This window comes from Flavobacterium lotistagni (assembly GCF_011392125.1).
In the GTDB taxonomy this organism is placed as follows: domain Bacteria; phylum Bacteroidota; class Bacteroidia; order Flavobacteriales; family Flavobacteriaceae; genus Flavobacterium; species Flavobacterium lotistagni.
On record NZ_JAAJBU010000001.1, the window covers coordinates 414342 to 428382 of the forward strand.

The window sequence follows — 14041 nt, forward strand, 5'->3', positions numbered from 1 at the left end:
ATCCCTTCACTGGCCCGGGTATTTGTAATTGATTTTTTTTGGAAGCTGTTCCCGCTGTTCGCTGTATCTTTTGCTTTTTAAAGAAAAAACCAAAAGGATGCCGCTGCCATCGGGGCTAGGCAATCCGGAGTTTAGGCGTGTAGATTTTGGATTGGCGTGTAAGTAAAAATGTCGATTTTGTTATATCTTGCAAAGACGCAAAGGCGCCAATAAAAAACTTTAAAGACTATTGAACTTTGAGGCTCTGCGTCTTTACTTCGTCAGTTCGCTCCGCTCGGGTGCGAGAGAACATTTTTTCTAAAAATCAGCGTCAAATGAAATCTTTTGGGCGTCAGAATCGGTATTCATCACTCCGGCTTTCTGATATTCGGCCACGCGTTTTTCGAAGAAATTGGTTTTGCCCTGAAGCGAAATCATGTCCATAAAATCAAACGGGTTCGAAGCGTTGTATTCTCTAGTACAACCCAATTCAACCAACAAACGATCTGCAACAAACTCGAGGTATTGCGTCATCAGTGTCGCATTCATTCCTATCAAGCTCACCGGCAAAGATTCGGTAATGAATTCGCGCTCGATGTTGAGCGCATCTACGATGATTTCCTTGATTCTAGCTTTTGGCACTTTGTTGACCAAATGGTGATTGTGCAAATGCACAGCAAAATCGCAATGCACACCTTCGTCCCTAGAAATCAGTTCGTTAGAGAAAGTCAAGCCCGGCATCAATCCTCTTTTCTTGAGCCAGAAAATCGAACAAAATGCGCCCGAAAAGAAAATACCTTCTACAGCAGCAAAAGCAATCAATCTTTCAGCAAAAGAATCCGACTCAATCCAACGCAAAGCCCAATCTGCTTTTTTCTTGATGGCCGGAAACACTTCAATCGCATGAAACAACTCGTTCTTTTCGGCTTCGTCTTTCACGTAGGTATCAATCAACAGCGAGTAGGTTTCGCTGTGGATATTCTCCATCATGATCTGAAACCCGTAGAAAAATTTAGCTTCGGCGTATTGCACCTCGTTCACAAAATTCTCCGCGAGATTCTCGTTGACGATACCATCAGATGCGGCAAAAAAGGCAAGTATGTGTTTGATAAAATACTTTTCGTCGGCGTTGAGCTTGTTGTTCCAATCAGATAAGTCTTGGTGAAGGTCAATTTCTTCAGCAGTCCAGAAACTGGCTTCCATTTTTTTATACCATTCCCAAATGTCGTGGTGTTTGATCGGGAATATCACAAAACGGTTCTTGTTTTCTTGAAGAATGGGTTCTATAACTGACATGGTGTTTGTGTGATTTTTGTGAGAATTTAACATCAAAAAAACGCTGCTTTTTGACTGCTACAAAGATGGCGTTTTGTCTCGGATAATGAAAGTCAAACTTATCCACAATCGGTTCTAGTTTTTAACAAAAACTCATTTTAACACGTTTTTTCACTCGCTTTTTAAACTCCTGAAAAACAGTTATTTAAAAATAAAATAAATAAAAAAGCGCCTGTTTTTGGCGCATTCAGAAGTATTGTTGTGCAGGCATAATTTTGCTATTAAGGCAGCATTAGCGCCTACGGTTCGAGGGATTTTTTTTGAGTTCTTCGGCTACTTTTTCAAGCTCTGCATACCAGTCTTCCCCAAAGCGCCGAATGAGTGCTTCCTTGACAAATTTATAGACGGGAACTTGTAGTTCTTTACCAAGAGAACAAGCGTCATCGCAAATCTCCCAACGGTCATAATTTACCGCAGCAAACTCAGTAAAATCCTTAACTCGAATGGGATACAAATGACAAGACACCGGCTTTTTCCAATTCACAACACCTTGATTATAGGCTTGCTCGATTCCGCATAGGGCTGTTTTTCCGTCGAAGATGACATAAGCACAGTCTTTCTCGTCGATTAGTGGCGTTTCAAAATCCTTGTCTGTGCCGATTCTCCAAGTGCCTTGCGCTTCAATTGCGGCAATCCCTTCTGGGCGTAAAAAAGGTTTTATTTTGGGGTAGATATCTTCTAAAATTTGCGTTTCTTCTTTACTTAAAGGAGCTCCGGCATCGCCATCAATACAACAAGCGCCGTGGCAGGCCGAAAGATTGCACACAAACTCTTTTTCTAAAATGTCTTCAGAGACGATGGTTTTTCCGAGTTGAAACATGCGGCAAAGATACTTCAACTTTCATAATGCCAAAGCAAAACAAGTAAATTAACAGCTAATTAATTTTAACGAGAAATGAGGATTTTGTGAACCGATCTAAGCCCATTGCTGTTTTCCAAATGGATGAAATACAGGCCAGAGGAAACATGCTCCACATTCATTGTTTTAATGTCCGTCGCAACCCACTGGCTGATCAGAGCACATCGAATATCGAAAAGGCCTGCTTTGACAATGGCGGTTTGCGAAGATAAACTAATGCTGTTTTGCGCAGGATTTGGAGCAAGAGTTATCATTGGCTGATCGAATCCAAGTACAGCAAAACTACCTTCTGCGCCATAAACCGATGAAAAATATTGCGTATTGTCGAAAGGCCCAGATTTTACACTTGTGATGAACTTGTAAGGAAGCCCGGGAAATGTACTCAGATAACCTGCTGTTGCTTCATTCAGCGATAGCAAAACAGTTCCGTCTTCTTTTACCAAATTGGTATGATAATGACCTCCATCAAGCGTGTTGGAATTAATCGTGTAAGCCACCTCAAGTTGGTTGTCCTGATCTATTATATTTTCTGAAACCGAAACGTTGGTAATGGTTTCATCGAGACTGGACACAGCAACCGGAATGGTTTTCCACAAGGTGTGATCGCTGTTATAAACTTCAATCTGGTCGGCTGCATAGTTGTAATTATCGATATAGTATTTTTCACCGGAATTGTCAAGATTTATTCTTTTCAATGTGCCTGAGTAGCTATGCTCTAAGTTAAAATCCGAAACTGAATATACCTCTGTGCGATAACTCACTATCACATCATCCTGAGAAACATCTGCAAATAATTTGGTCGACATTCCGTTCACCGCATTGACCCACATGTCTCTGACATCGGCAAAGGTCTTAAGTATCGTTCCGTTTTCATTGATTATACTGGCCGGTAGCGGCGGTTGAGTTACCAATGGCAAATAATAGCCATAGCCTAATTCAATCAGATTATCATCATTGATTTGCTTTTCAGACAGAAAATAAAGCCTCGAGAAACTGTAGCCTTGAGGCTTTATGAGCGGAATACTTTTCCAAAAAGAATAATCTGCGTTGTAAAGGTTTACGATTCCACTACCACGGTCAAAAACGCAGTATTTTTCACCCGAAACCTCAAGCCGCAACCTTTGGATATCATAATAATTCGCTTGAAAATAATGTTCCGGGAAAAAATCCGGAGCCGAGTAAACCGTCAGGCCCGACGCAGATGCGGCTAGCACCTTCACCTGAAGCCCACCGGTTTCATCCACATGCAGGTAACTACAGTTATCAACGCTTTTAAGCACCGCACCCGATTCGTCAACAATCTTACTTTGCGGAGACAAAGGAGACGAAGCATAAGAGGTGTAAGAAATCTCAATAGCGTCGTCAGGGTTAATTTTCGTTTGAGAAACATGCGTTACAGCAACGTCGTAAGGATTGGGCAATGTAGATATTGGAACGGTTTTCCAAAGTGAATAATCTGCGTTATAAAAAACAATCGCACTATTGGCCTTGTCATACAGATAATATTTTTCACCTGAATTTTCCAATACAACCCTTGAAACTACACCATCGTAAAAAGTATGTTCATGTCCGATCTGGCAAAAAGACAAAGCGCTAAAGAAAAGAAAAGGAACGAGTAATATTTTTTTCATAAGCCTGCGGATGGTTTTAAATCATAAATATATATAAAATTAACTGCATGTACTACATCCGGAAGAAAAGTTAATCCTTTCAAAATTAACCTCGTTTTGGCATTTGCCCGCTGTAGATTGAATACTTTTGCCAAGAAAAACAACCTATATGAATTTCGATTTAAGAGAAATTGCCACAGTCAGCATGGTGCTTTTTGCAGTTATTGATATCGTCGGAACTATTCCGATTGTCGTCGACTTGCGCAACAAACACGGCCACATCGAATCTGAAAAAGCGACTTTAGCGGCGGCAGTAATCATGATTACATTCCTTTTTGTTGGCGAAGGTTTATTGAAATTAATTGGGATTGATGTGCATTCCTTTGCTGTGGCGGGTTCATTCGTTTTGTTTTTCATTGCCTTGGAAATGATTCTGGGCATCCGGATTTACCGCGACACCGAAGCGAGCTCTGCCTCTATAGTTCCGTTGGCTTTCCCTTTGATTGCCGGCGCGGGCACGATGACCACTTTGCTTTCTTTGCGTTCGCAGTTTTACACTGAAAATATTTTAGTGGCTATTTTGTTGAATATTGTCTTAGTATATGGCGTTTTGAAATCGTCGGCCAAAATCGAAAAAATGCTCGGCCAAACCGGTCTGGGCGTGATTCGGAAAACCTTTGGCGTGGTGCTTTTGGCCATTGCTGTTAAGCTTTTTGCCTCAAATGTCAAAGGCTTGTTTGTTTAATTGATTTGTATTATTTTTCACCCAAATTTCAACCACATGAAAATTTTTACTACGATATTGGTGGTAATCGCCATAGCCTTAATTGTCTTCAATATTACTTTGCTGGATTTTGACCATCTGTTCGAAGGCAATAGCGTCGTTGCTCTAATTGGGATTGTCGCTTCGATTTGCGCGGTTTGCATTTTGCTAATTTTTCGGATGTCGAAGATGATTGTCGAAAAAACCAAAGACCAATAAATGACATTCGACGTCTTAATTATCGGAGGCGGCGTGGCAGGCGTTTCTTGTGCACTCGTCTTGGGTTCTGCCCATAAAAAGCCATTTGTTACCGATAAAAAAATCGGCCTGATTGCCCACCAAAAAACTTCATCTTTACAGGAAGCCTTATTTAATAACGCCTACGGAATAACACCCGGAACGCTCGGCGCTGATTTATTGACCCATAGCCTAGAGCAATTGTCCGACTTATACCCGCACGTTCGTCAAATCGAAAATGAAAAAGTAATACGGATTGAAGGGGATTTTCCTGAATTTAATGTGGTTACCAATAAAAACACTTACGTTGCAAAAACCATTGTAGTGGCTATTGGCTATTCTAACACTTTTGATATTCAAGGATTGATGGACTTCGTTGCGCCGCATCCGAAAGCGGTGAAAGAAAAACAACGCATTTTCCTTCGCAATGATGACCACAAAGTAGCCGACGGAATTTACGCCGCCGGAACACTCGCCGGTTGGCGCAGTCAGCTCTCAATTGCAGCCGGAAGCGGAGCCGCCGTAGCCACCGATATTCTGACTTTATGGAACGACGGCATCGATTCGCAAAGCCACGACAGCATCAAGAAAGTTTAAGATTTTAGTGCGGCCTGCACCATCGGATCTTCTTTAAGGACAATTTCGTAGAACTTTTGCTCGCCGTATAATTGCGAGGCAAACTCAGCCGTCAGATATCTTTTTACCAACATTTTATTACTCGAAAGATTTAACTTCACGCCGCTGGAAGTAAGGTATTGTTGCAAATGATCGAAATACAAATCGGTCGACTTCATCTTGGTAAGAAATTCTGGATACGACATTCCTTTGAACGTTTCGCGGTATTTGTCGAGTTGTTCAAAAACAAAATGATTGACAATGCCCGACTGTTCCATGACATAAACAATCGCCGCTTCACCGGACTTGCCCTCCATGGGAACAAAAACATCAGGCACAATACCGCCGCCACCGTATACAATTTTCCCTTTCGGGGTTTTGAATTTTAAAGTATCTGCGATTTTGATGCTGTCTTTTTTATACAACTCGCCATTTTCGAACCGTTTGGAAAATTCATTTTCGTAAGCCGCTTCATCGCCTTTGACGTAGGGTTTCTGAATTGACCTTCCCGTCGGAGTGAAATACCTGGCAATTGTTAATCTAACTGCAGAGCCATCGTCGAAGTTCATCTCGCGTTGTACCAAACCTTTGCCGAAAGAACGACGGCCGATTATGGTTCCGCGATCATTGTCTTGAATCGCTCCGGCTAAGATTTCACTGGCAGACGCCGAGCTTTCATCAATTAATATGGCTACTTTTCCGGTTTCAAATTCACCTTTTGCAGTAGCGTAGGTTTTCTCGACTTGTCCTTTTTTGTTCTTCATATAAACGATGAGTTGCTTTTGCTTTAAAAACTCATCGGCAATTTTGGTCGCCATTTCTACATAACCACCACCGTTTTCGCGCACATCGACTATTAGTGACATTGCTCCTTTTTTCTTCAAATCGAGCAATCCTTTTTTGAATTCGTCATAAGTGGTTTCTGCAAAACGATTGATTTTGATATAACCTGTATTGGCATTGAGCATCAAAGCAGCATCAACACTTTTAATCGGAACCACTTCCCGCGCCACTTTCACTTTAAATTTCTTGTGCTGGCTTTTGCGGTACACGGTCAACTCCACTACAGAACCTTCTTCGCCTTTGAGTTTAGAAAACAACGTATCCGAAGGCAATTTTCGTCCGTAAAGTTGGGTTTTACCTGCGTACAAAATCCGGTCACCAGGCTCGATTCCTGCTTTTGCGGATGGCCCGTTCTCAAGTGGCTTTACTACGGCAACTGTATCTTTATACATATAGAAATTCACCCCGATACCTACGAAATTACCTTTCATGCTTTCGGCCTCATCGCTTTGGATACTCGGCGGCAAGTACATCGAATGCGGATCGAGTTGCGCCAAGATATTGGTAACGGTCAAATCGACAATAGAGTCAGTATTGACCTGATCGACATATTCGTTGTCAATAAAATCGATAAGTTTGTTGAGCTTATTTCTAGAATGATTTTGCGAAAAACTGGGCCGGTCTACCGGAAAATTGAGCATGCCGCCCAGCAGTACCCCAACGGCCAGCATCAAAAAAAGCAGCAACGGCAAGTAAACAGAACCCTTTTTCATTTTAATCCAAATCTTCAATTTGTTCGACCATGACACCAGCTTTTCTCAAAAAATCAACACCAGTCGTATCGCGGTAACCTAATTGGTAAACGACTCTTTTTATCCCGGATTGGTGAATGAGTTTGCTGCATTCCTTACACGGGGAAAGCGTAATATATAAAGTAGCGCCTTCGCAGCTTTGAGTAGAACGCGCGACCTTCAAAATAGCATTGGCCTCGGCGTGCAAAACATACCAATTGGTGAGTCCTTGCTCGTCTTCACAGCAATTCTCGAATCCGGTGGGCGTGCCGTTGTACCCGTCGGAAATAATCATTCGGTCTCGAACGATAATAGCACCTACTTTCTTGCGCTTGCAATAAGACAATTGGCTCCATTCGTTGGCGATTCTCAGATACGCCTTATCATATTTGTTAAGTTTGATAGATTCCATCAATTCCAAATTTCATTTTGTATAATCATCGGCACTACCACACCGATTATAAAAGCAGAGGTGACGATAGTACAATCGCGCTTATTGAACCTGAAAAATGTTTGCGCCGTGTAAAGCAGCGTCAATACTCCCAATACAATAAGGGCTTGTGACAACTCAATGCCTAGCGCAAATTCGAGCAAAGGTACTATTTTGTCTGAAGCGCTGCCGGGCAATAGGGTTTTAAAATAATTCGAAAAACCCAAGCCGTGAATGATGCCAAAAAACAAGGTAATTAAAACCACCACATTGTTTGAGTCGCTTTTGGCGGTTTTTCCGGCTATAAAAAAGTTCGAAACTGCCGTGATAAAAATAGTAATTGGAATAAGCAATTCTACCAGTTGCGGTTTAATCATCATGATTTCAAAAACCGATGCGACGAGCGCCAAAGTATGACCTGTTGAGAAAACGGTGACCAATACCAGCAGCTTTTTCCAATCTTTGAAGGTATGTGGAACAGCCAAGGCAACTAAAAACAACAAATGGTCATAACAGTTGAGGTTCAGTACGTGCCGAAAACCGATTTCGAGATAAATCCAAAAGTCTGACATTTGCGTTGTTGTTTATGATTCAAGGCGTGTAAACTTACAACTAATTTCAATAGGTAAATCCTTCCGAAATCATAAAAACCAAGTCCGAAAAATAAATTAAATCGAGCCGAAAACCTGACTTGAATACGAAAAAATAAATTTATATTTGCAGCAAATTAAACCTCTTAATATGTCAATCTCCGATTTATTCGATAGCGAATTCAAATCCCGCAACAAAGGGCACTTTTCTGCTATAGCGCGTGTTGCTTTGGCCGATGGAAACGTTTCTGAACAAGAAAAAGAATTCTTAAACAAGTTGGCCAACCGCTTGGAAATTTCAGCTTCGGAATACGAAGAAATTATTGAAAACCCACTAAAATATCCTATCAATCCGCCTTACCTCTACACCCAACGTCTGGAGCGTTTGTACGATTTAGCACGCATGGTGCATGTTGATCACCAATTGGGCGACAAGCAAGACAAACTATTGCGCAAATTCGGAATTGCACTTGGGTTTACGCCAAGCAATGTGAATTACATCGTAGACAAAGCACTTTCTTTGGTCGACAAAAGAGTAGACTCTGACACCTTTGTTTACGAAATGCAAAACATGAACAAATAAAAGCTTTTGATACCAAATAAAAATCCTGCCCAAACCGAGCAGGATTTTTTTATGCTTGAACCGAAGTTATTGAGCAGTTCGCATGAACTCCTCGGCTTTCTCAACCATGTTCAGGCTGCCGCAGAAAAATGGCACGCGTTGGTGCAACTCGGTCGGTTGGATCTCCATGATGCGACCGAAACCATCTGAGGCTTTTCCGCCGGCTTGTTCGGCAATGAATGCCATTGGGTTGCATTCGTAAAGCAGACGCAATTTCCCTTTGGGTGCTTTGGAGCTCGTCGGGTAAATGTAGATTCCGCCTTTGATCATGTTGCGGTGAATGTCTGACACCAAGCTGCCGATGTATCTGGAAGTGTAAGGGCGATCACCTTCTTCGAGCTGGCAATATTTGATATAATTTTTTACGCCTTGTGGGAAATGTACGTAATTGCCTTCATTAATGGAGTAAATAGTGCCGTCTTTAGAAAATTGCATGTTCGGATGCGATAGATAAAAAGTACCGATAGCCGGATTCAAAGTAAATCCGTTTACGCCGTGACCTGTGGTGTACACGAGCATGGTTGAAGTTCCGTAAATCACGTAACCGGCAGCGACTTGATTGACTCCTGGTTGCAGGAAATCTTCTAAAGTAACCGGTGTTCCTACTGGTGTGATGCGGCGATACACAGAGAAAATTGTACCTACAGGAACATTTACGTCGATATTAGAAGAGCCATCGAGCGGATCCATCAAAACGACGTATTTGTTATTGTGGCTTTTATCGGAACCGCTCACCGTGATAAAGTCGTCGTTCTCCTCGGAAGCGATACCACAAACAATTTCGCGGTTGATTAAGGTTTGGATGAAGATTTCATTGGCATAGACATCGAGTTTCTGCTGGTCTTCGCCTTGGATATTTTGTTCTCCTGCTGCGCCGATGATGTCGACCAAACCGGCTTTGTTGACTTTGTAATTGACCACCTTAGCAGCCAATCGGATGGAGTTGATGATGCGGGAAAGTTCACCTGAGGAATACTGAAAAGCATTCTGGTTCTCTATGATAAATTCCCCTAGTGTTTTGTTGCGTTCTTCCATGGCGAAATCGTTGTAGTTAGTGGTGCAAATATAGCGGGAAATTCGAATAATCGATTTCAAAATTTTCATATTTATAAACGCGTTTGCAATTCGTGTTGGAGTGCATTAAAATTCGTTGTTTTCTCTATATTTGTTTTTGGAAACCTGTGCCCTAGCCCTGATGGCAGCGGCATCCTTTTGCGGGAATTTGCTCAACCAAAACCCGATAGTAACTTCGCAAAAGATATAGCGGACAGCAGGAAACAGCTTCAAAAAAATGATTATAAGAAAAGGCCAAAAACATGACATGCCCGCCGTGCTGGAACTCATCCGGGAACTTGCCGTATTTGAAAAAGAACCCGATGCTGTAGTAGTAACGGTTCCTGATTTAGAGCGCGACGGCTTTGGTGATAAGCCTTTATTTCACACTTTTGTGGCTGAGTTAAACAGAGCAATTGTGGGCGTGGCCTTGTATTATTACCGCTATTCAACTTGGAAAGGCAAAACCATCCATTTGGAAGATTTGATTGTGAAAGAGAAAATGCGCGGCTCGGGAATTGGTTTTAAATTGTATGCCGAGGTCATTGCCCAAGGGAAAAGAGACGGCGTTCGCAGAATAGAATGGGCTGTGCTAGAATGGAATACACCTGCTATTGACTTTTACAAAAAATCAGGCGCGAAAGTGCTCGACGATTGGCGTGTGGCTCAGATGGATGAGCATGGAATCGAGAAATTTACGAATACAAAATAAAATCAAAAACAAAGAAATAAGAAAAATCTTGGTTCTTTGCTCTTGGCTCTAAAAAACCCTAATAAAATGAGAGTTTTCAAATTTGGCGGCGCTTCGGTGAAAGACGCAGCAGGAATCAACAATGTTTTCGATGTTTTGCAAAAAGTGGGCTACGACGATGTGTTGCTCGTGGTTTCGGCCATGGGAAAAACCACTAACGCGCTCGAAGTGGTGGTGAAAGATTATTTCGATAAATCGGCCGCCTTAAAAGCCTCGGTGCAGGAAGTAAGAAAATACCACAACCAGATTCTGTTGGATTTGTTCGAAGACGAAAGACACCCGGTGTTCAAAGCTGTGAACGATTTGTTTGCCGAACTTGATTACTTTCTCGGGCACAACAAATCGCCGAATTACAATTTTGTGTACGACCAGATTGTGAGTTTCGGTGAATTGGTTTCCACGACGATTCTCTCGTATTATATGAACCACCGCGGAATTAAAACCCATTGGATTGATGTGCGCCAGTTCATTAAAACCGATGCCACTTATCGCGACGCCGAAGTGAACTGGGAACTCACGCAAAAGAACATTTCCAAGGGAATCAAAAAGAAAACATTGCACATTACCCAAGGATTTTTAGGTTCGGATGAAAACGGCTTTACCACTACCTTAGGCCGTGAAGGCTCGGATTATACGGCAGCAATTTTCGCATATTGTCTCGGCGCAGAAAGCGTTACGATTTGGAAAGACGTACCCGGTGTGATGAACGCCGATCCGCGTTATTTTGAAAACGCCACTTTGCTGAACCAGATTTCCTACCGCGAAGCCATCGAATTGGCTTTTTACGGGGCGAGTGTGATACATCCGAAAACGTTACAACCATTGCAGCGAAAGGAAATTCCGTTGTTTGTAAAATCTTTTGTGGAGCCTTTATTGCCCGGCACCAGCGTTTCTAAAGGCGCTGATTTAGAGCCATATCTGCCTTGTTTCATCGTCAAAAAAAACCAACTTTTAATTTCGCTATCCTCGATTGACTTTTCGTTTATCATGGAAGAAAACATCAGCGAGATTTTTGCACTCTTGCACCAATTCAAGATGAAAGTGAGCCTGATTCAGAACTCGGCGATTAGTTTTTCGGTCTGTATTGAAGACAAATTCGGGAACTTTAACGAACTCAAAAACAAACTTTCGAAAAAATTCAAAGTGGCTTATAATGAGAACGTTTCACTTTACACCATCAGACATTTCAATGAAAAGGCGGCGGAAATGGTGCAAGAAAACAAAACCGTGTTACTCAAACAAAGCAGTCGTGAAACGATGCAGGTAGTGACCAAAGAAATCACTAGCTAATTTTTTTAGTGCGAAAGCAATTTTTATTTCATTATCTATCAAATTATTGCTAATATTGCTTCGCACAATTAACTTCTAACCAACCCTTTAATTTTAGCTCATGAAAAAAATTACTCTTTTGTTGGCGCTTGTAGCCTTGTCATTCCAAAGCAAAGCCCAAATCGCTCCGGGAAGTGTAGCTCCGGATTTTACCGTAACCGACATTAACGGGAATACGCATCACTTGGCAGATTATATCGCTGCCGGTAAAACAGTTATCATGGACATTTCCGCTACTTGGTGTGGCCCATGCTGGAATTTCCATAATTCTAAAGCTTTAGAAGATATTTATAATTCTTACGGACAAGGCGGTTCTAGCGAAGTGGTCGTGCTTTTCGTGGAAGGCGACGGAACTACTGGAGAGGATGACCTCTACGGACAGACTCCTGCTTCCAGAGGTAACTGGGTAGAACATACACCTTATCCAATTCTAGACGCTTCTAGCATCAGTGATTTGTATCAGATTACTTATTTCCCGACTTTGTTCAGAATTTGCCCTGACGGTTTGGTTTCTGAAATTAGCGCCGGAACTGCCAGTTCTATCAGAACAAGTATTAATGCTAACTGCGGCACGTTGACCGGAACCCAAAACAACGTGGGTTCTTTAGAAAATACGAACTCATTTTGTTCTGCTAACGGAAACGCTGTTGCCAAAATCAGAAACTATGGAGAAAATTCCATTACTGCTGCTACGCTTAACTTAAAAGAAGACGGTAATGTCGTGGCCACGAAAAACTTTTCTGGTTTAATGCCAAGATTTACCACCAGAACAGTAACCTTTGACACTTATGCTTACAATCCTGATGCAGATTATTCTGTTGAAGTGGTATCGGCCAACAGTGCTACTCCATTCAATGCAAATATTACTTCTGCCGAAATGGGCGTAAGTATCGCAGTACAAGCACCAACAGACGTTGTGGTTAAAATATACACCGACAATTATCCTACAGAAATTTCATGGAACATTAAAAACAGTGCGGGAACTATTGTTGCCAATGGCGGTCCGTATACTGGAAATGCCAACGGCGGTGGCGCAGATGCTAATACAGTTAAAACACACAACGTAAGTTTGCCTTCTAATGAGTGCTATACTATTAACTTGTTAGATTCTTACGGCGACGGCTGGACTTATGGTGCCACGCAACACGGAGTGGAAGTTTACGACAACAGCAACAATGCAATTTACAGCTATTTGAGTGGTAATTTCACTTCTAGTTTGCCGTTATCAAATGCTTTAACCACAACCGCTTTGGCTAACGAAACTTTTGAAGCAACAACCTTGAGAGTATTTCCAAATCCAACTAGCGGTATGATTAACATCAATACTGAAGAAACGGTGACCGTGAATATCATCGATGTAACTGGAAAAGTAATCTTGACTGCAAACAACGTAACAAAAGATAAAAATATCGATTTGTCAGGTTTCCAAAAAGGAATGTATCTTGCGAAAATCGTTAGCGCTAACGGTACTACCACTGAAAAAATCATTTTAAAATAATTCACAATGAAAAGTTTATTTCTTTCCATCATCGGTTTGGCTTCGTTTATAGCCACAGCGCAAATGTCGCTTAAAAAGCTAGATGGAACCCCAATCAACGATGGTGATGTATTCACTTTTGATACTGCTGAAGAGCCCGGTTCCTACATGGGAATTAAGATTTTCAACAATTCTGACAACGACATCAATATCAAAGTAAAAGTGCTCAGTATTGAAAATTCAACCGGAACCAACTTGCAATTGTGCGTCGGTAATGTTTGTTTGAGTACCATTACAGCAGGAAGTTCGTATCCTAATTTTCCAGCAGTGATTGAAGCCAACGGACAAAACGGAGATTTCGACCACTTCCTAAACCTAAATTCTGGGATTAACCCGGCTTTGCCCGTGGAATACGGTTTGAAATTCTTCCAAGTAGATGAAAACGGTGTAGAAACAGGTAATTCCGTTTCTTTCACTTACCGTTTTGTTTCGGCTTTAGGCGTTTCTGACTTTAACAACTTGGCGCAAACTGGTGTGACTTTGAAATCTAATGTGGTTGCATCGGAAATCGAAATGGACTTAGCCAAAAACGTTCAATACGATTTGTATGATGTTTCCGGAAAATCAATCTTGCACCAAAATGCTACCACTGGGGAGCACCGTGTGGATGTTTCTAATTTGAACGCCGGAGTTTATATCTTATATTTCCAAAATGACCTTGGGCAGAAATCATCAGCCAGAATCATTAAGAAATAAACTAATAAAATTCTTTATCAAAACCGTCTGATTCCTCAGGCGGTTTTTTTATTGCCTATAC

At 41.7% G+C, this 14041-nt stretch carries 15 protein-coding genes; 8 read left to right on the forward strand and 7 right to left on the reverse strand.

Annotated elements, in window-relative coordinates:
* Nucleotides 1–297 precede the first annotated feature (297 nt).
* The 3 genes from G4D82_RS01755 to G4D82_RS01765 all read right to left on the reverse strand — a co-directional run bounded on the left by G4D82_RS01755 (nucleotide 298) and on the right by G4D82_RS01765 (nucleotide 3804).
* Nucleotides 298–1275: a ribonucleotide-diphosphate reductase subunit beta gene (locus tag G4D82_RS01755; RefSeq protein ID WP_166333810.1), complete on the reverse strand. Its 978-nt coding sequence runs from the start codon at nucleotides 1273–1275 to the stop codon at nucleotides 298–300.
* Between the two features lie 271 nt (nucleotides 1276–1546).
* A complete protein-coding gene (locus G4D82_RS01760) occupies nucleotides 1547–2134 on the reverse strand; it encodes a DUF3109 family protein (protein ID WP_166333812.1) in 588 nt (195 codons plus the stop codon).
* Nucleotides 2135–2199: 65 nt separating this feature from the next.
* Nucleotides 2200–3804 carry a T9SS type A sorting domain-containing protein gene (locus tag G4D82_RS01765; protein WP_166333814.1) on the reverse strand — a complete coding sequence of 535 codons (1605 nt, stop codon included), beginning with the start codon at nucleotides 3802–3804 and terminating at the stop codon, nucleotides 2200–2202.
* Nucleotides 3805–3952: 148 nt separating this feature from the next.
* Between G4D82_RS01765 and G4D82_RS01770 the strand changes: the two genes are divergently transcribed.
* The 3 genes from G4D82_RS01770 to G4D82_RS01780 are packed head-to-tail and all read left to right on the forward strand — an operon-like array spanning nucleotide 3953 to nucleotide 5380.
* Nucleotides 3953–4528, forward strand: coding sequence for a MarC family protein (locus tag G4D82_RS01770; RefSeq protein ID WP_166333816.1), 576 nt, complete (start codon nucleotides 3953–3955; stop codon nucleotides 4526–4528).
* A 36-nt stretch (nucleotides 4529–4564) separates the two neighbouring features.
* Nucleotides 4565–4765, forward strand: coding sequence for a hypothetical protein (locus G4D82_RS01775; RefSeq protein WP_166333818.1), 201 nt, complete (start codon nucleotides 4565–4567; stop codon nucleotides 4763–4765).
* The gene (locus G4D82_RS01780) at nucleotides 4766–5380 is read left to right on the forward strand and encodes an FAD-dependent oxidoreductase (protein ID WP_166333820.1); all 615 of its coding nucleotides are present in this window, start codon (nucleotides 4766–4768) and stop codon (nucleotides 5378–5380) included.
* Here G4D82_RS01780 and G4D82_RS01785 read toward each other — a convergent pair.
* The 3 genes from G4D82_RS01785 to G4D82_RS01795 are packed head-to-tail and all read right to left on the reverse strand — an operon-like array spanning nucleotide 5377 to nucleotide 7974.
* A complete protein-coding gene (locus G4D82_RS01785) occupies nucleotides 5377–6954 on the reverse strand; it encodes a S41 family peptidase (RefSeq protein WP_166333822.1) in 1578 nt (525 codons plus the stop codon). The two genes, G4D82_RS01780 and G4D82_RS01785, sit on opposite strands and share 4 nt — an antisense overlap.
* A gap of 1 nt (nucleotide 6955) precedes the next feature.
* Nucleotides 6956–7384, reverse strand: a complete 429-nt coding sequence (locus tag G4D82_RS01790; protein WP_166333824.1) for a deoxycytidylate deaminase — start codon at nucleotides 7382–7384, stop codon at nucleotides 6956–6958.
* Entirely contained in the window at nucleotides 7384–7974 is a 591-nt protein-coding gene (locus G4D82_RS01795) for a HupE/UreJ family protein (RefSeq protein ID WP_166333826.1), read from the reverse strand. Before G4D82_RS01795 ends, G4D82_RS01790 begins: the two co-directional genes overlap by 1 nt.
* A gap of 169 nt (nucleotides 7975–8143) precedes the next feature.
* Between G4D82_RS01795 and G4D82_RS01800 the strand changes: the two genes are divergently transcribed.
* Nucleotides 8144–8575 carry a tellurite resistance TerB family protein gene (locus G4D82_RS01800; protein WP_166333828.1) on the forward strand — a complete coding sequence of 144 codons (432 nt, stop codon included), beginning with the start codon at nucleotides 8144–8146 and terminating at the stop codon, nucleotides 8573–8575.
* Nucleotides 8576–8641: 66 nt separating this feature from the next.
* Here the strand turns inward: G4D82_RS01800 and fbp are convergent, their stop codons facing one another.
* Entirely contained in the window at nucleotides 8642–9649 is a 1008-nt protein-coding gene (gene fbp, locus G4D82_RS01805; RefSeq protein WP_166334273.1) for a class 1 fructose-bisphosphatase, read from the reverse strand.
* Nucleotides 9650–9905: 256 nt separating this feature from the next.
* Between fbp and G4D82_RS01810 the strand changes: the two genes are divergently transcribed.
* The 4 genes from G4D82_RS01810 (at nucleotide 9906) to G4D82_RS01825 (ending at nucleotide 13980) form a co-directional block, all read left to right on the forward strand.
* Complete coding sequence (locus G4D82_RS01810) at nucleotides 9906–10379, forward strand: GNAT family N-acetyltransferase (RefSeq protein ID WP_166333830.1); 474 nt, start codon at nucleotides 9906–9908, stop codon at nucleotides 10377–10379.
* A gap of 66 nt (nucleotides 10380–10445) precedes the next feature.
* A complete protein-coding gene (locus tag G4D82_RS01815) occupies nucleotides 10446–11708 on the forward strand; it encodes an aspartate kinase (protein ID WP_166333832.1) in 1263 nt (420 codons plus the stop codon).
* Nucleotides 11709–11808: 100 nt separating this feature from the next.
* Nucleotides 11809–13245, forward strand: a complete 1437-nt coding sequence (locus G4D82_RS01820; protein WP_166333834.1) for a T9SS type A sorting domain-containing protein — start codon at nucleotides 11809–11811, stop codon at nucleotides 13243–13245.
* A 6-nt stretch (nucleotides 13246–13251) separates the two neighbouring features.
* Entirely contained in the window at nucleotides 13252–13980 is a 729-nt protein-coding gene (locus G4D82_RS01825; RefSeq protein WP_166333837.1) for a T9SS type A sorting domain-containing protein, read from the forward strand.
* The last annotated feature ends 61 nt before the right edge of the window (nucleotides 13981–14041 follow it).